This window comes from Bacillus sp. FSL P4-0290, assembly GCF_037975435.1.
Lineage (GTDB): Bacteria > Bacillota > Bacilli > Bacillales > Bacillaceae > Bacillus > Bacillus subtilis.
Genome location: NZ_CP150253.1, coordinates 893,750 through 918,186, shown reverse-complemented (window position 1 = coordinate 918,186; position 24,437 = coordinate 893,750). Strand labels below are relative to the sequence as shown.

19 protein-coding genes, 15 tRNA genes and 3 rRNA genes are annotated in these 24,437 nt (G+C 45.2%); 5 read left to right on the top strand and 32 right to left on the bottom strand.

The genetic code is table 11. The features are described from left to right. Nucleotides 1-194: 194 nt before the first annotated feature. From MKY10_RS04725 to MKY10_RS04635, 19 genes are all read right to left on the bottom strand, one after another. A tRNA-Leu gene (locus tag MKY10_RS04725) sits at nucleotides 195-283 on the bottom strand. 7 nt (nucleotides 284-290) lie between these two features. After that, a tRNA-Cys gene (locus MKY10_RS04720) sits at nucleotides 291-361 on the bottom strand. A gap of 5 nt (nucleotides 362-366) precedes the next feature. Next, nucleotides 367-441: transfer RNA gene (locus tag MKY10_RS04715), tRNA-Gly, on the bottom strand. 49 nt (nucleotides 442-490) lie between these two features. Continuing rightward, nucleotides 491-562, bottom strand: a tRNA-Gln gene (locus tag MKY10_RS04710). 9 nt (nucleotides 563-571) lie between these two features. After that, nucleotides 572-647 (bottom strand) — tRNA-His (locus MKY10_RS04705). Nucleotides 648-671: 24 nt separating this feature from the next. Next, nucleotides 672-745, bottom strand: a tRNA-Trp gene (locus tag MKY10_RS04700). 5 nt (nucleotides 746-750) lie between these two features. Next, nucleotides 751-835 (bottom strand) — tRNA-Tyr (locus tag MKY10_RS04695). Between the two features lie 22 nt (nucleotides 836-857). Further along, nucleotides 858-930: transfer RNA gene (locus tag MKY10_RS04690), tRNA-Thr, on the bottom strand. 5 nt (nucleotides 931-935) lie between these two features. After that, nucleotides 936-1,011 (bottom strand) — tRNA-Phe (locus tag MKY10_RS04685). A 12-nt stretch (nucleotides 1,012-1,023) separates the two neighbouring features. Continuing rightward, nucleotides 1,024-1,100: transfer RNA gene (locus MKY10_RS04680), tRNA-Asp, on the bottom strand. An 11-nt stretch (nucleotides 1,101-1,111) separates the two neighbouring features. Beyond that, nucleotides 1,112-1,188, bottom strand: a tRNA-Met gene (locus MKY10_RS04675). A 9-nt stretch (nucleotides 1,189-1,197) separates the two neighbouring features. Continuing rightward, nucleotides 1,198-1,273: transfer RNA gene (locus tag MKY10_RS04670), tRNA-Val, on the bottom strand. A gap of 9 nt (nucleotides 1,274-1,282) precedes the next feature. After that, nucleotides 1,283-1,354, bottom strand: a tRNA-Glu gene (locus MKY10_RS04665). Between the two features lie 34 nt (nucleotides 1,355-1,388). Then, nucleotides 1,389-1,480, bottom strand: a tRNA-Ser gene (locus MKY10_RS04660). A gap of 5 nt (nucleotides 1,481-1,485) precedes the next feature. After that, a tRNA-Asn gene (locus MKY10_RS04655) sits at nucleotides 1,486-1,560 on the bottom strand. A gap of 9 nt (nucleotides 1,561-1,569) precedes the next feature. Then, a 5S ribosomal RNA gene (rrf, locus tag MKY10_RS04650) occupies nucleotides 1,570-1,685 on the bottom strand. Between the two features lie 111 nt (nucleotides 1,686-1,796). Further along, a 23S ribosomal RNA gene (locus tag MKY10_RS04645) occupies nucleotides 1,797-4,724 on the bottom strand. A 170-nt stretch (nucleotides 4,725-4,894) separates the two neighbouring features. Then, a 16S ribosomal RNA gene (locus MKY10_RS04640) occupies nucleotides 4,895-6,444 on the bottom strand. Together the 16S, 23S and 5S rRNA genes with 15 tRNA genes alongside form the textbook arrangement of a ribosomal RNA operon. A 293-nt stretch (nucleotides 6,445-6,737) precedes the next feature. Further along, the gene (locus MKY10_RS04635; RefSeq protein ID WP_003243727.1) at nucleotides 6,738-7,622 is read right to left on the bottom strand and encodes a nucleotidyltransferase-like protein; all 885 of its coding nucleotides are present in this window, start codon (nucleotides 7,620-7,622) and stop codon (nucleotides 6,738-6,740) included. Between the two features lie 207 nt (nucleotides 7,623-7,829). Here MKY10_RS04635 and MKY10_RS04630 point away from each other — a divergent pair, with 207 nt between their 5' ends. Further along, nucleotides 7,830-8,183: a YgzB family protein gene (locus MKY10_RS04630; RefSeq protein WP_014479226.1), complete on the top strand. Its 354-nt coding sequence runs from the start codon at nucleotides 7,830-7,832 to the stop codon at nucleotides 8,181-8,183. 34 nt (nucleotides 8,184-8,217) lie between these two features. Here MKY10_RS04630 and perR read toward each other — a convergent pair whose 3' ends face one another. After that, nucleotides 8,218-8,655 (bottom strand): peroxide-responsive transcriptional repressor PerR, encoded by a 438-nt coding sequence (gene perR, locus MKY10_RS04625; RefSeq protein WP_003223285.1) that lies wholly within the window; start codon nucleotides 8,653-8,655, stop codon nucleotides 8,218-8,220. A 122-nt stretch (nucleotides 8,656-8,777) separates the two neighbouring features. Next, nucleotides 8,778-9,251, bottom strand: coding sequence for a thioredoxin-dependent thiol peroxidase (bcp, locus tag MKY10_RS04620; RefSeq protein ID WP_046160215.1), 474 nt, complete (start codon nucleotides 9,249-9,251; stop codon nucleotides 8,778-8,780). A gap of 152 nt (nucleotides 9,252-9,403) precedes the next feature. Between bcp and MKY10_RS04615 the strand changes: the two genes are divergently transcribed. Both MKY10_RS04615 and MKY10_RS04610 read left to right on the top strand, forming a co-directional pair. After that, a complete protein-coding gene (locus MKY10_RS04615; RefSeq protein ID WP_015252511.1) occupies nucleotides 9,404-10,693 on the top strand; it encodes a glutamate-1-semialdehyde 2,1-aminomutase in 1,290 nt (429 codons plus the stop codon). A 220-nt stretch (nucleotides 10,694-10,913) separates the two neighbouring features. Beyond that, entirely contained in the window at nucleotides 10,914-11,975 is a 1,062-nt protein-coding gene (locus tag MKY10_RS04610) for an aromatic acid exporter family protein (RefSeq protein ID WP_003233537.1), read from the top strand. 76 nt (nucleotides 11,976-12,051) lie between these two features. Here MKY10_RS04610 and MKY10_RS04605 read toward each other — a convergent pair whose 3' ends face one another. From MKY10_RS04605 to fabL, 5 genes are all read right to left on the bottom strand, one after another. Continuing rightward, entirely contained in the window at nucleotides 12,052-13,794 is a 1,743-nt protein-coding gene (locus MKY10_RS04605; RefSeq protein ID WP_009966836.1) for an ABC transporter ATP-binding protein, read from the bottom strand. Between the two features lie 87 nt (nucleotides 13,795-13,881). Continuing rightward, complete coding sequence (locus MKY10_RS04600; protein ID WP_003223272.1) at nucleotides 13,882-14,412, bottom strand: DUF402 domain-containing protein; 531 nt, start codon at nucleotides 14,410-14,412, stop codon at nucleotides 13,882-13,884. A gap of 143 nt (nucleotides 14,413-14,555) precedes the next feature. Next, nucleotides 14,556-14,816, bottom strand: coding sequence for a YgaB family protein (locus MKY10_RS04595; protein WP_003242708.1), 261 nt, complete (start codon nucleotides 14,814-14,816; stop codon nucleotides 14,556-14,558). 172 nt (nucleotides 14,817-14,988) lie between these two features. Next, nucleotides 14,989-15,243 (bottom strand): gamma type acid-soluble spore protein SspE, encoded by a 255-nt coding sequence (gene sspE / locus MKY10_RS04590; RefSeq protein ID WP_003233541.1) that lies wholly within the window; start codon nucleotides 15,241-15,243, stop codon nucleotides 14,989-14,991. A 68-nt stretch (nucleotides 15,244-15,311) separates the two neighbouring features. Beyond that, nucleotides 15,312-16,064, bottom strand: a complete 753-nt coding sequence (gene fabL / locus MKY10_RS04585; protein WP_003223262.1) for an enoyl-[acyl-carrier-protein] reductase FabL — start codon at nucleotides 16,062-16,064, stop codon at nucleotides 15,312-15,314. Nucleotides 16,065-16,145: 81 nt separating this feature from the next. Here fabL and MKY10_RS04580 point away from each other — a divergent pair, with 81 nt between their 5' ends. Then, entirely contained in the window at nucleotides 16,146-16,370 is a 225-nt protein-coding gene (locus MKY10_RS04580; RefSeq protein WP_003233542.1) for a hypothetical protein, read from the top strand. Between the two features lie 7 nt (nucleotides 16,371-16,377). Here the strand turns inward: MKY10_RS04580 and mutY are convergent, their stop codons facing one another. Next, a complete protein-coding gene (gene mutY, locus MKY10_RS04575; RefSeq protein ID WP_015252513.1) occupies nucleotides 16,378-17,487 on the bottom strand; it encodes an A/G-specific adenine glycosylase in 1,110 nt (369 codons plus the stop codon). Nucleotides 17,488-17,702: 215 nt separating this feature from the next. On the opposite strand from mutY, the gene MKY10_RS04570 reads away from it, so the two are divergent. Next, nucleotides 17,703-18,686, top strand: coding sequence for a metal-dependent hydrolase (locus MKY10_RS04570; RefSeq protein ID WP_014476212.1), 984 nt, complete (start codon nucleotides 17,703-17,705; stop codon nucleotides 18,684-18,686). Here MKY10_RS04570 and MKY10_RS04565 read toward each other — a convergent pair. The 5 genes from MKY10_RS04565 to MKY10_RS04545 form a co-directional block, all read right to left on the bottom strand. Next, complete coding sequence (locus MKY10_RS04565; RefSeq protein WP_048655261.1) at nucleotides 18,679-21,264, bottom strand: YfhO family protein; 2,586 nt, start codon at nucleotides 21,262-21,264, stop codon at nucleotides 18,679-18,681. The genes MKY10_RS04570 and MKY10_RS04565 overlap by 8 nt on opposite strands. A gap of 71 nt (nucleotides 21,265-21,335) precedes the next feature. Continuing rightward, nucleotides 21,336-22,325: a glycosyltransferase family 2 protein gene (locus MKY10_RS04560; RefSeq protein WP_003244113.1), complete on the bottom strand. Its 990-nt coding sequence runs from the start codon at nucleotides 22,323-22,325 to the stop codon at nucleotides 21,336-21,338. A gap of 231 nt (nucleotides 22,326-22,556) precedes the next feature. After that, the gene (ephM, locus tag MKY10_RS04555) at nucleotides 22,557-23,417 is read right to left on the bottom strand and encodes an epoxide hydrolase EphM (RefSeq protein ID WP_014479220.1); all 861 of its coding nucleotides are present in this window, start codon (nucleotides 23,415-23,417) and stop codon (nucleotides 22,557-22,559) included. Next, complete coding sequence (gene spdL, locus MKY10_RS04550) at nucleotides 23,404-23,736, bottom strand: SdpC immunity protein SpdL (protein ID WP_003242803.1); 333 nt, start codon at nucleotides 23,734-23,736, stop codon at nucleotides 23,404-23,406. Before spdL ends, ephM begins: the two co-directional genes overlap by 14 nt. 84 nt (nucleotides 23,737-23,820) lie before the next feature. Then, nucleotides 23,821-24,339, bottom strand: coding sequence for an SH3 domain-containing protein (locus MKY10_RS04545; RefSeq protein WP_015252515.1), 519 nt, complete (start codon nucleotides 24,337-24,339; stop codon nucleotides 23,821-23,823). Nucleotides 24,340-24,437: the final 98 nt, after the last annotated feature.

Genomic DNA, 24,437 nt, shown 5'->3' with positions numbered 1-24,437 from the left:
AAAAGTTTTTATGGAAATATAAAATAAAAGTGTTGAAAGACTAGCTATACAGCCGCTTTATACTAGGCCTCGGAACTTAACTTGTTATGATAAATCAAAGCATTAAAAAAATGATCTACTTATGTAGATCATTAATATGATTAGTTATAATGATAAAACACAAACACCAATTCAACTTACCATGTAAGTAAAATTGGTGCCGAGGGCCGGACTTGAACCGGCACGGTAGTCACCTACCGCAGGATTTTAAGTCCTGTGTGTCTGCCAATTCCACCACCCCGGCAATAAGAAGGCGACACCCGGATTCGAACCGGGGATAAAGGTTTTGCAGACCTCTGCCTTACCACTTGGCTATGCCGCCGTAATTGGAGCGGAAGACGGGATTCGAACCCGCGACCCCCACCTTGGCAAGGTGGTGTTCTACCACTGAACTACTTCCGCATTTTTAATGGACTTAATACATTATATGCAGTTGATATAAAAAGTGAGACTGGGCTAGCTGGATTCGAACCAACGCATGACGGAGTCAAAGTCCGTTGCCTTACCGCTTGGCTATAGCCCAATGATAATATGGGGCGATTGATGGGAATCGAACCCACGAGTGCCAGAGCCACAATCTGGTGCGTTAACCACTTCGCCACAACCGCCATAATCTCAAGATGTCATAAATTTGGCAGGGGCAGTAGGAATCGAACCCACACCGGAGGTTTTGGAGACCTCTGTTCTACCGTTAAACTATGCCCCTATAAATGGTGGAGGGGGGCAGATTCGAACTGCCGAACCCTGAGGGAGCGGATTTACAGTCCGCCGCGTTTAGCCACTTCGCTACCCCTCCACATTAAATTTTGAAAAAACAGTGCCGGCAAGAGGACTTGAACCCCCAACCTACTGATTACAAGTCAGTTGCTCTACCAATTGAGCTACACCGGCATAGGTGGTGGCTCGGGACGGAATCGAACCGCCGACACACGGATTTTCAGTCCGTTGCTCTACCAACTGAGCTACCGAGCCTAAGTATTCAAATGGCGGTCCGGACGGGACTCGAACCCGCGACCTCCTGCGTGACAGGCAGGCATTCTAACCAACTGAACTACCGGACCATTTTAAAATTTGGTTGCGGGGGCAGGATTTGAACCTGCGACCTTCGGGTTATGAGCCCGACGAGCTACCGAACTGCTCCACCCCGCGATGATATAATGGTGGAGGATGACGGGCTCGAACCGCCGACCCTCTGCTTGTAAGGCAGATGCTCTCCCAGCTGAGCTAATCCTCCATCATATAATGACCCGTACGGGATTCGAACCCGTGTTACCGCCGTGAAAGGGCGGTGTCTTAACCGCTTGACCAACGGGCCCAGACTTTCAATTGTAATTATGTATAAGTATCAGTGGCGGAGAGCAAGGGATTCGAACCCTTGAGACGGAGTTGACCGCCTACACGATTTCCAATCGTGCTCCTTCGACCACTCGGACAGCTCTCCAATAATGGCTCCGCAGGTAGGATTCGAACCTACGACCGATCGGTTAACAGCCGATAGCTCTACCACTGAGCTACTGCGGAATGAAGTCTGCCTGGCGATGTCCTACTCTCACAGGGGGAAACCCCCGACTACCATCGGCGCTGAAGAGCTTAACTTCCGTGTTCGGCATGGGAACGGGTGTGACCTCTTCGCCATCATCACCAGACAATTTCAGTGACATTTAACATTATACTATGTATTCTTGAGAAAATCAAGTGTTTTTTTGAAAAACTTATTCTCTCAAAACTAGATAACAGGTGTGACATCATTCAAAAATATGGTTAAGTCCTCGATCGATTAGTATCTGTCAGCTCCATGTGTCGCCACACTTCCACCTCAGACCTATCAACCTGATCATCTTTCAGGGATCTTACTTCCTTGCGGAATGGGAAATCTCATCTTGAGGGGGGCTTCATGCTTAGATGCTTTCAGCACTTATCCCGTCCGCACATAGCTACCCAGCGATGCCCTTGGCAGAACAACTGGTACACCAGCGGTGCGTCCATCCCGGTCCTCTCGTACTAAGGACAGCTCCTCTCAAATTTCCTGCGCCCGCGACGGATAGGGACCGAACTGTCTCACGACGTTCTGAACCCAGCTCGCGTACCGCTTTAATGGGCGAACAGCCCAACCCTTGGGACCGACTACAGCCCCAGGATGCGATGAGCCGACATCGAGGTGCCAAACCTCCCCGTCGATGTGGACTCTTGGGGGAGATAAGCCTGTTATCCCCGGGGTAGCTTTTATCCGTTGAGCGATGGCCCTTCCATGCGGAACCACCGGATCACTAAGCCCGACTTTCGTCCCTGCTCGACTTGTAGGTCTCGCAGTCAAGCTCCCTTGTGCCTTTACACTCTGCGAATGATTTCCAACCATTCTGAGGGAACCTTTGGGCGCCTCCGTTACCTTTTAGGAGGCGACCGCCCCAGTCAAACTGCCCACCTGACACTGTCTCCCCGCCCGATAAGGGCGGCGGGTTAGAAGGTCAATACAGCCAGGGTAGTATCCCACCGATGCCTCCACCGAAGCTGGCGCTCCGGTTTCCAAGGCTCCTACCTATCCTGTACAAGCTGTACCAACATTCAATATCAGGCTGCAGTAAAGCTCCACGGGGTCTTTCCGTCCTGTCGCGGGTAACCTGCATCTTCACAGGTACTATAATTTCACCGAGTCTCTCGTTGAGACAGTGCCCAGATCGTTGCGCCTTTCGTGCGGGTCGGAACTTACCCGACAAGGAATTTCGCTACCTTAGGACCGTTATAGTTACGGCCGCCGTTTACTGGGGCTTCAATTCGCACCTTCGCTTACGCTAAGCGCTCCTCTTAACCTTCCAGCACCGGGCAGGCGTCAGCCCCTATACTTCGCCTTACGGCTTCGCAGAGACCTGTGTTTTTGCTAAACAGTCGCCTGGGCCTATTCACTGCGGCTCTCTCGGGCTTGCACCCTAACAGAGCACCCCTTCTCCCGAAGTTACGGGGTCATTTTGCCGAGTTCCTTAACGAGAGTTCTCTCGATCACCTTAGGATTCTCTCCTCGCCTACCTGTGTCGGTTTGCGGTACGGGCACCTCTCACCTCGCTAGAGGCTTTTCTTGGCAGTGTGGAATCAGGAACTTCGCTACTATATTTCGCTCGCCATCACAGCTCAGCCTTATGGGAAACGGATTTGCCTATTTCCCAGCCTAACTGCTTGGACGCGGATATCCAATACCGCGCTTACCCTATCCTCCTGCGTCCCCCCATTGCTCAAATGGTGAGGAGGTGGTACAGGAATATCAACCTGTTGTCCATCGCCTACGCCTTTCGGCCTCGGCTTAGGTCCCGACTAACCCTGAGCGGACGAGCCTTCCTCAGGAAACCTTAGGCATTCGGTGGAGGGGATTCTCACCCCTCTTTCGCTACTCATACCGGCATTCTCACTTCTAAGCGCTCCACCAGTCCTTCCGGTCTGGCTTCACAGCCCTTAGAACGCTCTCCTACCACTGTTCGAAGAACAGTCCGCAGCTTCGGTGATACGTTTAGCCCCGGTACATTTTCGGCGCAGAGTCACTCGACCAGTGAGCTATTACGCACTCTTTAAATGGTGGCTGCTTCTAAGCCAACATCCTGGTTGTCTAAGCAACTCCACATCCTTTTCCACTTAACGTATACTTTGGGACCTTAGCTGGCGGTCTGGGCTGTTTCCCTTTCGACTACGGATCTTATCACTCGCAGTCTGACTCCCAAGGATAAGTCATTGGCATTCGGAGTTTGACTGAATTCGGTAACCCGGTAGGGGCCCCTAGTCCAATCAGTGCTCTACCTCCAAGACTCTTACCTTGAGGCTAGCCCTAAAGCTATTTCGGAGAGAACCAGCTATCTCCAGGTTCGATTGGCATTTCACCCCTACCCACACCTCATCCCCGCACTTTTCAACGTGCGTGGGTTCGGGCCTCCATTCAGTGTTACCTGAACTTCACCCTGGACATGGGTAGATCACCTGGTTTCGGGTCTACGACCACGTACTCATGCGCCCTATTCAGACTCGCTTTCGCTGCGGCTCCGCATCTTCTGCTTAACCTTGCACGGGATCGTAACTCGCCGGTTCATTCTACAAAAGGCACGCCATCACCCGTTAACGGGCTCTGACTACTTGTAGGCACACGGTTTCAGGATCTCTTTCACTCCCCTTCCGGGGTGCTTTTCACCTTTCCCTCACGGTACTGGTTCACTATCGGTCACTAGGGAGTATTTAGCCTTGGGAGATGGTCCTCCCGGATTCCGACGGAATTTCACGTGTTCCGCCGTACTCAGGATCCACTCAGGAGAGAACGAAGTTTTGACTACAGGGCTGTTACCTCCTATGGCGGGCCTTTCCAGACCTCTTCATCTACCTCGTTCTTTTGTAACTCCGTACAGAGTGTCCTACAACCCCAAGAGGCAAGCCTCTTGGTTTGGGCTAATCCCGTTTCGCTCGCCGCTACTCAGGGAATCGCATTTGCTTTCTCTTCCTCCGGGTACTTAGATGTTTCAGTTCCCCGGGTCTGCCTTCTCATATCCTATGAATTCAGATATGGATACCACTCCATTACGAGTGGTGGGTTTCCCCATTCGGAAATCTCCGGATCAAAGCTTGCTTACAGCTCCCCGAAGCATATCGGTGTTCGTCCCGTCCTTCATCGGCTCCTAGTGCCAAGGCATCCACCGTGCGCCCTTTCTAACTTAACCGTTAAAAAGAATCACTATGTGATATCTTGTGTTACTAATTGAATGTGATGTCTACTGTTATCTAGTTTTCAAAGAACACGTTTCGAAGGAATGATCCTTCAAAACTAAACAAGACAGGGAACGTTCTGTTTATAAGACCCAAGGTCTTATATTCCGTAAAATATCCTTAGAAAGGAGGTGATCCAGCCGCACCTTCCGATACGGCTACCTTGTTACGACTTCACCCCAATCATCTGTCCCACCTTCGGCGGCTGGCTCCTAAAAGGTTACCTCACCGACTTCGGGTGTTACAAACTCTCGTGGTGTGACGGGCGGTGTGTACAAGGCCCGGGAACGTATTCACCGCGGCATGCTGATCCGCGATTACTAGCGATTCCAGCTTCACGCAGTCGAGTTGCAGACTGCGATCCGAACTGAGAACAGATTTGTGGGATTGGCTTAACCTCGCGGTTTCGCTGCCCTTTGTTCTGTCCATTGTAGCACGTGTGTAGCCCAGGTCATAAGGGGCATGATGATTTGACGTCATCCCCACCTTCCTCCGGTTTGTCACCGGCAGTCACCTTAGAGTGCCCAACTGAATGCTGGCAACTAAGATCAAGGGTTGCGCTCGTTGCGGGACTTAACCCAACATCTCACGACACGAGCTGACGACAACCATGCACCACCTGTCACTCTGCCCCCGAAGGGGACGTCCTATCTCTAGGATTGTCAGAGGATGTCAAGACCTGGTAAGGTTCTTCGCGTTGCTTCGAATTAAACCACATGCTCCACCGCTTGTGCGGGCCCCCGTCAATTCCTTTGAGTTTCAGTCTTGCGACCGTACTCCCCAGGCGGAGTGCTTAATGCGTTAGCTGCAGCACTAAGGGGCGGAAACCCCCTAACACTTAGCACTCATCGTTTACGGCGTGGACTACCAGGGTATCTAATCCTGTTCGCTCCCCACGCTTTCGCTCCTCAGCGTCAGTTACAGACCAGAGAGTCGCCTTCGCCACTGGTGTTCCTCCACATCTCTACGCATTTCACCGCTACACGTGGAATTCCACTCTCCTCTTCTGCACTCAAGTTCCCCAGTTTCCAATGACCCTCCCCGGTTGAGCCGGGGGCTTTCACATCAGACTTAAGAAACCGCCTGCGAGCCCTTTACGCCCAATAATTCCGGACAACGCTTGCCACCTACGTATTACCGCGGCTGCTGGCACGTAGTTAGCCGTGGCTTTCTGGTTAGGTACCGTCAAGGTACCGCCCTATTCGAACGGTACTTGTTCTTCCCTAACAACAGAGCTTTACGATCCGAAAACCTTCATCACTCACGCGGCGTTGCTCCGTCAGACTTTCGTCCATTGCGGAAGATTCCCTACTGCTGCCTCCCGTAGGAGTCTGGGCCGTGTCTCAGTCCCAGTGTGGCCGATCACCCTCTCAGGTCGGCTACGCATCGTCGCCTTGGTGAGCCGTTACCTCACCAACTAGCTAATGCGCCGCGGGTCCATCTGTAAGTGGTAGCCGAAGCCACCTTTTATGTTTGAACCATGCGGTTCAAACAACCATCCGGTATTAGCCCCGGTTTCCCGGAGTTATCCCAGTCTTACAGGCAGGTTACCCACGTGTTACTCACCCGTCCGCCGCTAACATCAGGGAGCAAGCTCCCATCTGTCCGCTCGACTTGCATGTATTAGGCACGCCGCCAGCGTTCGTCCTGAGCCAGGATCAAACTCTCCGATAAATGGATCACAGGTTAAGTTCACCGCATCCTGCGGCGACACCTGTGTGACCTGCGTCGTGCAGGCCCTAGTTTGACTGACTACGCACATCGCTGTGCGATTTTTTAAAAACTGAATTAACAGGTACGTTTTGTCTTGTTTAGTTTTCAAAGATCATTTTCACTTCTTGTTGAAGCGACTTTATTAATATAACATTTTGACTTTCTTTTGTCAAATGTTTTTTTGATTTATTTTCCCGCCGCTGTGAGCTTGTTTTCTCAGAAGCGCATCAGCGACGTTTAATAATATAACACGGTCAAGAATCAGAGTCAACACCTTTTTTAAAAGAATATCCTCGGTGATAGACAGCCTGTCCTTTCGTTTCTATCTGGCAGACGTTGATAAGTCCCTTTTCCGTCAAGTAATCAAGCATAACGCCAAGATCTTGGGTAAAGTGCTTTAGGTCATGATGTTGAAGAAGCTCACCGAATTGCCAAATGTCTTTTTCTTTCATTACTTCGAAAAGATGCGCCGAACCGATCTCGGCTTTGGAATGGATGAGAAAATCATTTGCTAAGAATAATAATTCAAGTCTTTTTTCCAGGCTCTCATGACTTTCAATCAGCTCGGAATATAATTTGTACACTTGGGGCTCCATCTGGCGCACTTGGCTCCACACCGTGGTTTCGGGATGGAATCCTCTGTCGATTACTTCAATACGTGCTAAATGATGCAGCGCATGAACAACGGCATTGTAGGCATCTAAAAATTGATTGGCTTCAAAAAAAGCTTTCCCTTCAACATACCTTCTGATTAATTTGCCGTATTCGAGTCCGATCTTCAGTTTACGTTCGGCAAACGGAAATGTATTCAGCCTGTCAATCAGTTCAACTACGTATTCATTACGGTCAAACAAGACTCTGCCATTTACAATCCAATCTATGATTCTTCTATTTGTTCCAAGCAAAATCCATTCTTGAATCTGAGAATCTGTTACCACATGCAAAGAAGCTGTTTGATGATCAAATTCATAATGCTTTATAAAAACTGGCTCATCAGCATCCTTTACAATCACCAGCAAAGCTGCATCAAAGTTATCTGTTAAGGAAGATGTTTTGTTTCTTCTCTCAATCATAATGACAGCCAATGTATTGGGGTGACTTGCTCTTTCTTGGTAAATTGGACGGAGAAGATTTTCCATCACTATTCCTCCAATGCAATTGTTCAAATTTTTTTATTCTCTATTTGATTCAATTCTATGGTTAAAACGAAATTCCTTTTTTCTAAACACATTGAACTATTATAAACAATTTCACAGTAACTCTCCATATGTAAATTCCAGTTCAACCGAAAACATGAAGAAAATCCCATCGGGTTTGTGCTATAGTTAAAACAGAGGGGGATGGACATGGCGAAATACTCCAGCAAAATTAATAAAATCAGAACATTTGCGTTAAGTTTGGTTTTCGTTGGGTTTATCATTATGTACATCGGGATCTTTTTCAAAGAGTCAGTTTTGCTTTCTAGTTTGTTTATGATACTTGGGCTTTTATCCATCGGTCTCAGCACGGTAGTTTACTTTTGGATCGGAATGCTTTCGACTAAAGCGGTTCGCGTCATTTGTCCAGGCTGTGATAAAGAGACAAAGGTTTTAGGAAGAGTCGATATGTGCATGCATTGCCGAGAGCCGCTGACTTTAGATAAGGGATTAGAAGGAAAAGAATTTGATGAGTCTTATAATAAAAAGAAAATGTCGAAATAAAATAAGCTGACCGTTTCGTGCGGTCAGCTTATTTTTAATGATTTTCTTTTTTCGAACACTCTTGGCAGACGCCGTAAATTTCTAAACGGTGGTGGCTTACCTTGAAGCCCGTGACGTGGGCAGCGAGCTGCTCCACTTCATCAAGGCCCGGGTAGTGGAAGTCCACAATTTTACCGCAGTTTTCGCAAATCGCGTGATAGTGATCGGATGTGACAAAATCGAATCTGCTGGAAGCATCACCGTATGTGAGCTCTTTTACCAAACCTGATTCCCGGAACACACGCAAATTGTTATATACCGTCGCTACGCTCATGTTAGGAAATTTCCCTTCCAGAGCTTTATATATATCGTCCGCTGTTGGATGAGCCATAGAGTTAACGAGATATTCCAGAATCGCATGACGTTGAGGAGTAATGCGAACTCCGGTTTCCTTCAACGTTTCTAAGGCTTCTTTTAGTTCATGTGCAGCCATCCGTCATGCACCTCTCTTCTAAAAAAAATTCTTACATTGTAATGTTTATAATTAGTGTAACTCTTTCTACGATAATTTGTCAATTGATATCAGGGTAAAAGTAAGCATAGGCTCATAGAGATTTACTTTTCCGACATATCTTTGAGGGTTTGAAGCGCTTCGGCTACATGGTCCTTTACTTTTACTTTTCTCCATTCTTTAATGAGCCGGCCTTGTTTATCAATTAAAAAAGTGGAACGCTCGATTCCCATATACTCTTTTCCGAAGTTTTTCTTCAGCTTCCACACATCAAATGCTTCCGCCAGCTTATGCTCGTCATCAACAAGAAGCAGAAATGGAAGGTTATGCTTCTCTTTAAATTTTCCGTGTTTTTCCTGGCTGTCCGGGCTGACGCCGATAATGACGGCATCCAGTTCGGCGAAGCTTTCGTGACTGTCCCGAAAATCGCATGCTTCAGTTGTACATCCGGGTGTCATGTCCTTTGGATAAAAATAAAGCACGATGTACTTTCCTTTATAATCCGATAATTTTACTGTTTCCCCATGATCACCTTTTAACTCAAGATCAGGCGCTTTTTGTCCGATTTCTATAGTCATTACGTTACCTCCGGATGTTTTTTTATTAAGCGTATCCAATTCTTGTCCAGATTACAACCATCTCAGCTGAATCTGAAGCCCGAAGCCATTGTTCTTGTTCGGAAGCATGCTACAATAGAAAGGACGCATGGAGATATAGGAGGTTTTTATTCTTGCATACAAAATCAATTGAACTTCACAATGAGGCATTACAGCACATTGTCGGCGGTGTAAACAGCCCGTCTAGATCATATAAAGCAGTCGGCGGCGGTTCTCCTGTTGCAATGGAGAAAGCAAGCGGCGCTTATTTTTGGGATGTGGACGGCAACAAATACATCGATTATTTAGCGGCGTACGGTCCGATTATTACAGGACATGCCCACCCGCATATTACAGAAGCGATTAAAAAAGCGGCAGAGAACGGTGTATTGTATGGAACACCAACGAAACACGAGGTTACATTTGCAAAGATGCTCAAAGAAGCCATTCCCGCTATGGACAAAGTAAGATTCGTCAATTCGGGTACAGAAGCCGTTATGACGACCATCCGCGTGGCTCGCGCATATACAGGCCGGACAAAAATCATTAAATTTGCGGGCTGTTATCACGGGCATTCGGACCTTGTGCTTGTCGCCGCAGGCTCCGGCCCGTCTACTCTTGGCACACCAGACTCAGCCGGTGTACCGAAAAGCATTGCAAACGAAGTGATCACAGTACCATTTAATGATATCGATAGCTATAAAGCAGCTCTTGAAAAATGGGGCAGTGAAATCGCGGCGGTTCTCGTTGAACCGATTGTCGGCAACTTCGGTATCGTGGAGCCGAAAGAGGGCTTCTTAGAACAAGTAAATGAATTAACACATAATGCAGGGGCTCTCGTTATTTACGATGAAGTCATTACGGCTTTCCGCTTTATGTATGGCGGCGCGCAGGATCTCTTACAGGTGAAACCAGATTTAACAGCACTCGGGAAAATTATCGGCGGCGGACTTCCGATTGGGGCCTATGGCGGCAAACAAGAAATCATGGAGCAGGTAGCTCCGCTAGGGCCTGCTTATCAGGCAGGAACAATGGCAGGGAACCCCGCTTCCATCCTATCAGGCATCGCTTGTCTGGAAGTGCTCAAAGAAAAAGGCGTGTATGAAAAGCTTGATCACCTTGGCGCTATGCTTGAGGAAGGCATTTTGAAGCACGCAGAAACACACGGCATCACCATTACGGTCAACCGGTTAAAAGGTGCGCTCACGGTATACTTCTCTGATGAGAAAGTGGAAAATTACGAGCAGGCTGAACGGAGTGACGGAGAAACATTCGCTACGTTTTTCAAGCTGATGCTGGAACGCGGAATTAATTTAGCACCTTCTAAGTATGAAGCTTGGTTTATTACCACAGCACATACAGAGCAGGATATTAAAGACACGCTTACAGCGGTCGAGGATGCATTTAAACATCTAAAAAACTAGAATCAAATACCTTGAACAGGAGCTTTGAGCTCCTGTTTTTTTTATGGAATCAAACAACGTGTAAGATTTTGGTCTTTTTCTAGAAAAATAGCTTGAATATTTGTATCGATCCCTGTATATTACTTAATTGTTTAGCAAATAAACTAACCGGGAATTTTAAGGATTAGCCCATTTGCTATGTCACACAATTTACTATAGAAAGGAATGCACGCACAAACCAATGAAACTTGGTGCCCGCATTTTCAAAACCGGGATTGCGATTACACTTGCCCTTTATTTGGCTTCGTGGATCGGGCTTCCCGCGCCGATTTTCGCTGGAATTGCAGCGATATTTGCGATCCAGCCGTCGATTTACCGCTCTTTTCTCATTATTATTGACCAGGTTCAAGCAAATATCATCGGAGCTGTGATTGCCACAGTGTTCGGCCTTATTTTCGGACCCAGCCCGATTATGATCGGGTTAACAGCAGTTATTGTCATTACAATCATGCTGAAACTTAAAATTGAACATACAATTTCAATTGCTCTTGTAACAGTCATTGCGATATTAGAATCTGCCGGTGACGACTTTTTAATGTTCGCGCTGATCAGAACAAGCACAGTCATCTTAGGGGTGCTTTCTTCCTTTATCGTCAACCTTGTGTTTTTGCCTCCTAAGTACGAAACAAAGCTGATTCATAATACCGTCGAAAACACCGAAGAAATTATGAAGTGGATCAGATTGTCCATGCGGCAGTCGACAGAGCATTCGATTTTGAAAGAGGATATTGAAAAACTGAAAGAAAAAATGATCAAGCTTGATCAGACATATCTTCTATATAAAGAAGAAAGAAGTTACTTTAAGAAAACCACTTATGTGAAATCAAGAAAGCTTGTCCTGTTCAGACAGGCCATTATTACTGCAAATCGGGCGCTTGATACATTGAAGAAGCTGCATCGTCTGGAAAACGAGATCTATCATATGCCGGAAGAGTTTCAGGAAACATTGACTGAAGAACTTGATTACCTGCTTTACTGGCACGAACGGATTTTGATGAGGTTTGTCGGAAAAATCAAGCCGCATGATGACGCGGTTGAAGAAGGCATCCGGTATAAGCAGCTTTTAACAAAGTCATTTTTAAAAAATCAGCAGAATACGGATGAGGAGCTTATTGATTACAACATGCTCAATATTATGGCAAGCGCCGTGGAATATCGCGAGCAGCTTGAACATTTAGAAACACTTATCACAAGTTTTCAAACGTATCATCCGAAAGACTGCGAAATAGAAACAGAAGAGTAACCCGGTTAAACAGCCGGGTTTTTTTATATACAAAAAAATCTTATATCCTTCGTTAAAAGGATATAAGATTGATGTTTTAGTTCAAATTTTGAATGGTAAATAAGTGCTTGTACTGGCTCTCATAGTCCATGAGTTCATCATGGGTTCCGATTTCAATGATTGTGCCGTTTTCCATGACAACAATCTTATCCGCATGGGTGATTGTCGATAAACGGTGGGCGACAACAAAAGTTGTTCTATCCTTCGCCAGTTTGTCCATCGCTTCTTGAATGTAATGCTCACTTTCCAAATCCAGAGCTGATGTAGCTTCATCTAAAATGAGGAGCGGCGGATTTTTCAGGAATACCCGCGCAATTGAGATCCGCTGCTTTTGTCCGCCTGAAAGCTTAACGCCTCGTTCCCCCACCCGGGTCTCATATCCTTCTGGAAAACTCATGATAAATTCATGGGCATTTGCAGCTTTGGCGGCTTCGATTATCTCTTCAAGTGTGGCATCAGGCTTGCCGATCGCGATATTTTCCCGAATCGTTTCACTAAATAAAAAGGTATCTTGAAGCACCATACCAACCTGGTTGCGAAGGCTTCTTGCTTCATAATCGCGAATATCCGTCCCATCAATCAGCAGTCTGCCGCTTGTTACATCATAAAATCTTGGGATCAGGCTGACGAGCGTTGATTTTCCTCCTCCGCTCATGCCGACGAGAGCTACAGTTTCTCCTCTATTTACTTTTAAGGATACATCATGAAGAATATTTTCTTTGTCCTTCTCATATTGAAACGAAACGTTTTGAAACTCCACTCCTCCGCGAATCTGATCGGCCTTTATCGCATTTGGTTTGTCAGTGAGTTCATAGGGCTCGTCAATAAATTCAAACACCCTGTCCATTGATGCGATTGACTGTGTCAAAGTTGTAGAGGAATTGATCAGCCTTCTAACAGGGTTGTACATTCTGTCAATATATCCGACAAACGCGACCATTGTTCCGACTGTCAGCGGTCCATTAATGACAAAATACCCGGCGCACGCTATGACGATGAGCGGCGCCAAATCTGTAATGGTATTAACGACCGCAAAGGTTTTGGCGTTCCAATTCGTGTGGCGGATGGCTTTATCTAAGAAATGACCGTTTTTCTCATTAAATTGAGCCTGTTCATGATCTTCTATCGCAAAGCTTCTGATGACAGGCATGCCTTGAATTCGTTCGTGCAAATGCCCCTGCACTTGAGCAAGAGCCTGTGAGCGCTCCCTTGTCAGCTTTCGTAAACGGCCGTAAAAATACTTCACTGATATTCCGTATAATGGGAATAAAACGATAGAGATCAGCGTTAATTTAACGTCCAGTGTGAGCATGATAGAGATTACAATCAAAATCGTCAGCATATCGAGCCATATATTCATCAGCCCTGTGATGACGAAATCCTTTGTTTGTTCTACATCATTAATCACTCGGGAAATGACTTCCCCTGTTCTTGTATTCGCGTAAAAACGAAGGCTCAGTTTTTGTATATGGTCAAACAGCTTAGCTCTTATATCATAAAGCACCTTGCTGGCAGTCCACTGGGCAAAATATTGCCGGTAATATTCAACAGGCGGGCGCAAAATTAAAAATAAGGCGAACATGATCGCCATAATCGTGAACAATGACGTGGTTTTGTCACTGGCCGTGCCGCCTCCTTGAATAATGTCGTCAACTACGTACTTCAGAAGCAATGGGAGAGCAAGCGGAATGGAGAATTTTACGATCCCGATTAACACTGTAACGAAAATTTGCTTCTTATAAGGTTTGACGAATTGCATGTAGCGTTTCATAACCCCCACGTTGATTCCCCCTCTCTCTTTATCATGATGTGTGTGAGCCCATGTGAAAAACCTGTTGTACCCCGCAACAGGTTTTTTACGTAACCATTATTTTGTATAGCGCAAATACCGTTCATACCACATATCGACAAACTCGGGCGCAAACGGTCCCTGACGCTGGTGAATCCAATGGAGCAGCGTATTTAAGTAGTCTCTTAAAATACTGTCGATTTCTTTTGGATAATTCATGGCTTTCCGATGATCATCATATTCGTCTTCATCGAGAATATTGTAGGTCATGTCAGGAAAAACCTTAACATCTAAGTCATAATCAATATATTTAATTGCTTCGCCATCATAGGCAAACGGAGAACTGATGTTGCAATAATAATGAACCCCGTCTTCCCTCAGCATCCCGATGACATTAAACCATTGTCTTGCGTGAAAATAACAGATTGCGGGCTCTCTGGTTATCCATGTCCGGCCGTCTGATTCGGTTACCATCGTCCGGTCATTGGCTCCGATGACACACATTTCTGTACTTTTTAAGATTGTTGTCTCATTCCAAATTCTATGAATCAGCCCGTTGTGCTTATAGCTGTGAATTTGAATGGTTTCTCCTTCCTTGGGATAGCCCATATTTCTCCCCTACTTTCTATAAAGCCCTACAGTTAGTATGTCCAAATTTGCTTACCGACAACGTCTTTTACCTATTATAACGTTACAAATTGAAAAATGAAAATAAAAGAGCCATTCCGGCCGGGGAATGGCACATTCCTGCACTACACAAAGGAAGACGGCTTTTCTGAGCTGCGATATGAACGAATGACCTGCTCTGTCTGCTTTTGAAACATATCCTGTATATCGGCAAGGTGTTTCCGTTTTACCGCAATTTCAGCCTGAATCCCACGCAGCCTTGCATCCCTTTCCAAATGCCGGAGTTCCGCCTCAATTTGTTTGCAGCGGTCGAGCTCTGATTGGAGATCGAGAAGCTTATCCATCGTTTTCATCTGTTCACTTACCAGCTTTTCAAATTCGGTCATCGGTTCCTCCTTCAGCCTGATGAAAGTATAAACATTTCCTCCTTTAATCATTTCGATCTCCGTAAAGCAAACCCTTTGACTCATTCTGTAGACCTTCCACAAGTTTTGTCGTTTTTCAAACAGAAAAAAGCACTTCCACCCGAAGATGAAGTGCTTTTTTCTGTTTCAGTGATTAGCTGTTTTGTTGTTTGTTTTGTTCAGCAGATTGGTTTTGCTGTCTTACCTGCTGTGCGTCAGTTTCACTAGCGAATTCAGTGCCGAATTGACCTTGTTGTCCAGCTGATTGCTGGTTTTGTTTTCTGACTTGCTGAGCGTTTGTTTCGCTAGCAAATTCAGTGCCAAATTGACCTTGACCAGCAGCTGATTGTTGGTTTTGTTTTCTAACTTGTTGAGCGTTTGTTTTGCTGAAGTTATTTGAGTTAGCCATTGTTATCACCTCCACGGTCATTAGAATGTGCAGGTGATCGTATAGCTATTCCTCTTTTTTAAAAATTTTTAAACGAGCAGTGAGCGTCCGCCGTCAACGATAATTGTCTGTCCGCGGATCATGTCAGCCTTGGAAGACACTAGAAACTCAACAGTATCAACCATGTCTTTAATTTCGACCATGCGTCCCGCCGGCGTGTTTTGGCGCGCATCCTCAAGCAGATCTTCTCTATTCGGGAAGTGTTTCAGCGCATCTGTGTCGATCGCTCCGCCTGAAACAGCATTGACGATAATTTGTTTTGGTGAAAGCTCAACGGCAAGATAACGGGTTAAAGCCTCTAACGCTGCTTTTGATACACCGACCGTGGTGTAGTTTTCAAGATAGCGGATAGAGCCTAATGAACTGATGCTGACAATATGCCCGCCTCCGTTCTTCTCCATTAGCTTGGCAGCTTCCTGAGCGCAGAAAAGCAATGCTTTCGCATTAATGTTCATCGTCCAGTCCCAGTGTGTTTCTTCTAATTCCATGACAGGTCTTAGTACTCCTGAAGCGGCATTATTGACAAAAACATCAAGTCTGCCGAACGTTTCATCAATTTGCTGAAACATTTCTTTGATTTTTGCAGGCTGTCCTACGTTTGCTTTTACGACAAGCACTTTAACGCCAAGCTTTTCAATTTCTTCCGCTGTTTCTAATGCTGCTTTTTTGCTGCGTGCATAGTTAATGACGATGTTATAGCCGTTCTCAGCAAGTCTGATCGCGGCCGCTTTTCCGACACCGCGGCTGCTTCCTGTTACGAGTGCACATTTATTTTGTTCCATTTTTCCTCATCTCCTTGTAGCGTATAGTTCTTTTATTTCCACAAACAATAATGGCAAGAACTTTAAAGGGGGTCTTCTGTTATGTATGTCGGACGTGATATGAGCGAATTGAACATGGTTTCCAAAAAAGATTGGAAGAACAGTGAACTCGCTTATTTTCATCATGCCTTTCAGCAAATTATGCCTTATTTGAACGAAGAAGGCCAATCAAAATACCGGGAATTAACGCAAGAAATTGAAGCGCGCGGCGGAATGAAGCGCAATGAAGCGGACTACAGCCACGGCACGCGCGTCTCTTACGATTAAGAATGGTTTACGGAGCAGCCGAGATGGCGGCTGCTTCTACTGCCATCTTCCAGATTTTTTGATGTGACACCGGGAACGCAAATTGTTCGAGCTCTTCTTTCGTTACTTTTTTCAGCTCGCTGGTATCCGACACTTGTTTTACTTTACCGAAAAACACTGAAATATTCCATACCAGGTGGGTGAAAACATGCTCGACTACACCTTGCAGATCACTGATATCAGCTTGTATGCCATATTCGTTTTCTAAGAAAGCAATGAGCTGTTCACGCTCAGTTTTGATCCCTTTTTGTGTTTCAAGATTAGGGAATTCCCACAGGTTGGCGAGCAAACCTTTAGACGGCCGTTTGTGGATATACACTTGTCCGTCTTCATCAGTCAGTACGATCGCGGCCATGGTTTTGATCCCGGGCTTTTTCTTTTTGCTTTTTACCGGAAGCTCCCGTTCAGTGCCTTCTTCAAATGCTGAGCAATGCTGCTGAACCGGGCATAGCAGGCATGAGGGTGATTTTGGCGTGCAAATCAAGGCTCCAAGCTCCATCAAGCCCTGATTAAATTCAGATGGTTTTTCTTTGGAAATAAAAGCTCGTATGGCGTCTTCAAAGATCGTTCTTGTTTTTGGTTTGGCAATATCATCCCAAATAGAAAGAATTCTGGACATGACACGCATCACATTTCCGTCAACCGCGGGAATGGGTTTATTGTAGGCAATGCTGAGCACCGCTCCCTTTGTATAAGGGCCGACGCCTTTTAACCCGCCAAAATCTTTCTCGTCTGGAGGGACAATGCCGCCGTATTCCTGTTTCACTTCTTTTACCGCGCTTTGCAAGTTTCTGACTCGCGAATAATAGCCGAGCCCTTCCCATGCTTTCAGCACCTTTTCTTCATCAGCATCAGCGAGCGCTTCCACTGTCGGGAATTGTTCCACAAACCGCAGAAAGTAAGGAATCACTGTCTCTACTCTCGTTTGCTGCAGCATCACTTCAGATACCCATACCTTATAAGGATCTTGGTCCTCTCTCCACGGCAGAACGCGCTGCTCTCGTTCAAACCATGAGATTAAATCATCGCGAAATTGCTGTATGTCTTTTTGTTTTAATTTGTCTTCAAGTACGTTCATATGTGTTTCTCCCCAGTCTTTCGCGCCCCGCTTTTCTTTAGACTGTTTTTTGTTGTACACTAAGGGCACAGTACGATAATATGTTACATTAAATAGTAATAAAGAAAAAGCGGAAACATATGAGAACGATTGAATCAGTTTAAAAATTGGGTATATGAAAATGGGGAATTTCTTACAAAGTGAATGTGCAGGATCATCCTGCAAGGAGGTCACCTATGGATACGGGCACACATGTCGTTATGGGCATCGCACTGGGCGGTATTGCGACGCTTGATCCTGTTGTCGGATCAGATCCGGCAATGGCTCACGCTGTTATGATCGCAACGCTTGCGGGCTCTCAGGCTCCGGATATTGATACTGTGTTAAAGCTTAAAAACAATGCTGTTTATATAAGGAATCACAGAGGATTTACCCATTCAATTCCCGCCGTTTTGTTTTGGTCTGTCATCATCCCGGCGATTCTGTATTTATTTTATCCTCAGGCCGATTTTCTGCACCTGTGGCTGTGGACACTGCTGGCAGTCGTTCTGCATGTCTTTGTTGATATATTCAACGCCTATGGAACACAAGCCATTCGTCCGTTTTCGAAAAAATGGGTTGCGCTCGGGCTGATTAATACGTTTGATCCGTTTATTTTTATCAGCCATCTAGCAGCTATCGCGATTTGGTATGCAGGCGGGAGTCCCGGCATCACGTTTCTCAGCTTATATATCATATTGGCAGGCTATTACTTGGTGCGCCTGATCATGCAGCTGAGAATTAAACGGAAGCTTCATGAGATGATTCATGATGAGATCGAAAGCATTATTATTTCTCCAACGATGAAATTCAGGCAATGGCGAATCGCAGTGACGACAGCACATGCTTTCTATGTAGGAAGAAGCATGGAAGGACATGTCGTGATTCTGGATACATTTAATCGGGTGCCTGTTCCTGAAACCGATGTAATGCATGCGGCAAAGCAGGATGATAACATCGCGGCGTTTCTGTCCTTTTCTCCGGTTTACCGGTGGGAAGTGGATACGTTTAAAGATCATTATGAGGTGAGATTTATCGACCTGCGTTATCGGAGCAAAGGCCATTATCCGTTTGTCGCAATTGTTCATATCGGCCATGATCTCACAATTCGTTCATCCTATACGGGATGGATATTCAGCGAAGAAAAACTACAGAAAAAATTAAAGCTCGGCTCTATATAGAGCCGGGCTTTTTACGTCTTATATAAAAAACAGCAAGCAGCAGACTGACGAGAGATATGATCGCCGATATTTTGAAGTATGGCGGATAGTAAGTCAGCTCAATGTGATTGTCTCCCTTTTGCGCCTTGAAGCCTATAAAAGCATAATCCGCTTTTTCGATCTTCTGTGTTTTTCCGTTGATCTTCAGCTCCCAGCCTTTTTCATATGGGATCGGAAGCATGATGTACTGGTCTTTTGACAGATGATATGCAAAGGTCAGTCGATTTTTGTTCCAATTCAGTTTGTCTGCTTTCTCTGTTTTATTTTGCATTACAGCGTTTTTCAGCGTTTGGTAATTTTCTTCATAGAGCGCTATGTTTCTCAGCTCATAGGTTCCTTTCGGAAGATTGATTGAGATATGGCGTGATTTAGGCACTCTTACCGTTATATTATTTACTCCGGTTTTATATATCGATTTGTTCGATTTCCTTGTTGTGACATAATCATTTACCTTTAACGTAAATCCTTTGTCTTTTGCTTTGCTTTTCAAATAAAAGCTGACATAGTAGTCTCCCGGAGCGGATGACGGCTGTTTCGGGGTGATGATCAGCTCTCCTCCGTTTTCTCCAGTTACGGTTAGCAGCCCGTTTTGATACTGGGCTTGTTTTGCAGTGATGTCCGACTTGGTGATCAAATTGGACGGTTTTGGTGTCTGCTCCGTTTTTCCTGATGGATCTTTTAATATGATTCCTTTCAGCATCGCCTGTTCTTTCGCAAGAGCGGGCAATCGGTCCAGCTCACTTTCGCTGTATATGGCATCCGCTGTTTTGACGAATGGAAGCATGTACTGATTCTCATAAACTGCATAATGCTCTGTTTCTAAATGCTTTTTGAAGCCGTACGGGACGCTGGCTTCGTTTGTTTTTTCGGTCATATAATATTTGCCGTAAAGCAGGCTGTATAAATTCGCCCTGTCTCCCAATGACGCGTAACGGCTGACGCTTTCCCTGCCCATATCGATGCTTAAATCATTCCAATAGAAGGCCAGCAGATCTTTGTTTAAAATGCTGGAATACGCGCTGAAGCCATTAAATCCGTAAATGATTGGCGTATTATTGCGGACCCCGTTCATCCAGTCGATTCTCATGAGCGGATCATCGTCTTCCTTCTGTAAACGTCTGATGAGCTCAGATGATTCCCGCCCTCTGTATTCCTCACTTGTAAGATATTCTTTTGTCACACTATCCAAATCGCCGCCTTCTGAGAGCGCGTATTTTTGATAGGAGTTGGCGACAAACAGCGAAGAAAGAATGATTATACCGTGCACAGCCATTTTTGCCCGTTTTTTCGCAAAAGCTGCAGCAAACAAGGCTGCGATTGTCATGAGTAAGAGCAATAGAATACTTTCATTCGCAGGCTTCCATATATCGAGCTTATACCTTTGAATATGATACAAGTAAAGAAGCAGGACGACAGCTGCGGCCGGGAGCAGTTCTTTCCGTTTCAATTCAGACAGCTGTGACAAACCAGCCGCAGCTGCTCCCGCAATGGTAAAGGCCAGAACATATTCAAAACGGTTTTGCGGGGCGGAAAAACCGTTAAAGACGCTTGCCGCATACGGACTGAAATGAAACAGAATAAACAGCAGGCTCAACCCGGCAAAGAGACGAAACACACGGTTTTTGTAAAAAGAAATCATAAACAAAAACAGCAGAAAAGCGGCCGGCACAATGATGATCCGGCTCGAAAATAAGATATTATCATCGAAATTGAGCCACTCTATTTTCTGGCTGTATGGAGGGCGCAGGTTGTTTAAAAAACCGTATACTACCGGCACAAACGCCGCCGCACTGATGCCAAAAGAAATGAAGCCTGAAACGAGAAATAATCTGATTTGAATCCATCTTTTCTCTTCATGTGGTTCCAAACGGATCAGCCATCTGAACAGCACATAGATTCCGATGAATATAAGGTTTATGTATGCAAAGTAAAAGTTATTGATTAACGTCAGCGAACACGCAACGATAAACCACGCCGGACGCCGCTCTCTAATAATTTTTTCTGCGCCAAGCACAAGCAGCGGAAGCCAAACCATTGTATCGGTGAAAAATTCCCAATACGCTTCGTGACGGAAATAAATAATTGAGACGCCGTATAACACAGCTCCCGTGAACGATGCCGCCCTGTGCTTGAGAAGATAATGAAAAACAGAAGCGGACGTAAAGATGATCAAGCTCAATTTGAAAATACTGATAAAAACAGCTGACTCTGCCCAAAAAAGCGTATCCGCTTCTCCGATCAGCTGGACGGCTTGAAGCAGCCAAACAGCGGCGGACACAGCAAGAAAAAGAAAAGACGCAGAAAAATAATAGCCGAGCTGACTGAATGTGCCGCCGCCAAGTCCGAATGAATAATTGTAGAAAAAATTCCCGTGTGTATATTGGTCAAATAATAATTTTTTAAATACGATCATTTGCGCAAGCCCGTCACCCGGACCTGTCATATACCTGCCTTCCGCCCATTCTTTCACAAAAAAAGCGTGTGCCAGAACGGACACCAGCAAACTGGCCGCATAGATCATGATATGTTTTCTTTTCATATAAATTCTCCAGTCTTGCTTTTAAGATAATAGACACGCAAAAAAAGCACTGCCAATGGCGCTTGGTATTTTCAGTGCATTTTTGTCAGACGCCGCATGCTTTTTAATTCGTTCGTTTCAGGCAGGTCTTTGTTCGGGATATTCGCTTCTTTGATCAAATAATGCGGGCGTTTTTTTGTTTCATAATAGATTCGGCCGATATATTCGCCTATAATTCCGAGGCTTAACAGCTGTACTCCGCCGAGAAATAACACTGCTGAGATAATGGTGAAATACCCAGGCACAGAAATACCGTTAGTCAGAATTTTAACGAATGTGGCAATGATATAAATGATGGAAAGCAGCAGGATGAAAATGCCTGTATAAAAACATAATCTCAGCGGCTTATGATTAAATGAAACGACGCCGTCCATTCCGTAGTTAAACAGACTGCTGAACGACCATTTGGAGGTGCCGTTTTTTCGTTCGACATTTTCATAAAATACAATTTTCTGATCAAAGCCAATCCAGCAAAAAAGGCCTTTTGAGAAGCGGTTTCCTTCGCTCAGCTTCAAAAGTGCATTCACAGCTTGGCGGCTTAACAATCTGAAGTCACCGACACCGTCACGCAAATCGACTTCCACCGCTTTATTAATGAACTTGTAATACATAGATGATAAGAGTGAGCGGACAAAGCTGTCCCCTTTTCTGTTCCTTTGGGCAATGACTTGGTCATACCCTTCTTCGTAGCCTTTGATAAATTCCTTCAGCAAATATGTCGGATGCTGCAGATCGGCATCCATGACAATAACCGCCTCGCCCTGAACATGTTCAAAGCCCGCCAAAATTGCGGCTTCTTTTCCAAAGTTTCGAGAAAAAGATATATATTTTACCCGGCTGCACGTCGCTGCCAAGTCTTTGATCTGCTGAAGCGTGTCATCAACACTTCCGTCGTTTATGAAGAATATTTCATAGTCATAATGAATGTTTTTAAATTCCTTTTTTAAAGATTCATGAATGAGTTTGACATTATACCCTTCATTGTAAGACGGGATAATAATCGAGATTAATCCTTGCTTCATTAAGGCACCTTCTTTTTATTATTCTTTTTAAGTATTGCCTTAGGGGAGTTTTACACAAATCTTCAGTAAGGCTATTCCTTTTTTTAAAGTCGTTTAAACCTGTTTTTTGTTACAATTTTATGGTGACATTCATGATTTTTAATTTTATTTTGTCATGTTTAAAACAGACTATGAAAAAAACGCACAGAAAAAGTCTGCCATTATGACAGACGGATGGAGAGAAATTTTAGCTTATTGGTTCTTAAGATATTCCAAAATCAGCTGATTGACGATGGCTGGCTTCTCGTGGTTAATCCAATGGGAAGCTTCATCAACAAAGATGAGATGTCCATTCGGGCAATGCCTTTCCGTCTCTTTAGCAAGCTTTCTGCTCAAAAAGCGGTCTTCCATTCCCCAGATCATTCGGTAAGGTACTGTTTCGTAAGAGGGTTTCTCTGCCAAGCTTCCTTTTCTGAGGGCTCTGTACCAGTTCAGCATAGCTGTCAGCGCGCCCGGCTGTTTCCACGCTTCTTTGTACCTGCTGACATCCTCGGATGTAAAAAGCGCGGGACGGTCGGATAATCCAATCGCTTTGTCTAATGTTTCATAATCATTTTCCCTTAGTGATGCCTCCGGTATATCGGGGAGCTGGAAGTATGCGATATACGAGCTTTTCAGCCATTGCGGCGGATAAAGCGGCGTTACGGTTTTCATGACGTGCGGGTGCGGGATATTGATCGCGATCAGTTTTTCAAGATATTCCGGGCGTGTGGAAGCCAAATGCCATGCGACAGCCCCTCCCCAGTCATGACCGATGACAATTGCTTTTTCATCAGTGAATTGCGTAATAAGCCCGATGATATCATCTCTTAATGTATCAATCCGATACGAATCAATTCCTTCCGGTTTGTCACTGAGATTGTAGCCCCGCTGATCAGGAGCAATGACCCGGTAACCCGCATCAACAAGCGGTTTGATTTGATTTTTCCAGCCGTACCAAAACTCAGGAAATCCATGGAGCAGGACAATTAACGGGCCGTCTTCCGGTCCTGCGGCTGCAACGTGGAGCGTGATTCCGTTCGTATTGACAAACTGGCATTTAACTCCGTCCACTTCTATCTCCTCCTTGACTGTGCGTCATGATTTTCAGCCTTTTCTCCGTTAGCATAAATGTTATGACACAGGCGGCAATCAGCAGGATAAGCTGAAGAATAAACAAGTTTGATCCCAGCAGCAAACCCATTCCCGCAATCACCAAGCCTGACAGGATCATTAATGATGCACTGTAACGGTTCGCTTCATTCCATAATCTTTGATCTGACATTGAGCGTCTCGTTCTGTATCCGTACACACTGTTGATCGATTTGGGAGGAAACAGTTTGATCAGTATGCCCGCAATGATCATAAGCCCTCCGCCGACTAAACCCGTCATATCATCATCTCCTTTCTCATTGTTACGTGCAGAAAGGAGAAATGTTTCATGCATAGGCAAAAAGACAAGCCTCGGCCTGCCTTTTTATCGCATTTGTAAATCCTTTGTGTGAATATAGCCTTTAACTCCGCCATAATCCACGAACGCCCAAGTGAAGTCAAATCCGCCGTTTTCACTGAATCCCCACCCAAGTATTGTCACCTCTGTTCCAGATGAGAGCTGTTTAGCTTTTCCATTTTCGGGCGTCGGTGCATAGAAGGCTGTCTGTTTCATTGTTTTCGCTTGGCTTGCGGTTTTCATTAAAAAGTGGGTTGAAATATACGCTTTTTTTCCTTTGAAATGAATTTGAGCCCAATCGGCATTTACAAATCCATAGACTTTTACTTTTTGTTCTGATGATACAGTGCCGAGAATGTCACCTTTATGATTTGGCTCAGTCCGGACATTCAGCTTTCCTGTTTTTATGATGTAAGAATCGGATGATGGCATGCTGACAGATATGTCGTGAAGGGGCGCAGCTTTTGCTGCGGGAGCGGAATGAAGTGCTGTCAAACCCAGTCCTGCGGCAGCTGTTAAAGCGAGCATTACTTGTTTCTTTTTCATATAAAGCTCCTCCTCGCATTTTGACAAGATATAAGTGGTATTCCCTGATTGACAGGCTGGTGAAACATGTTTTGTTTATGATTTCTTCCTGTTAAGGT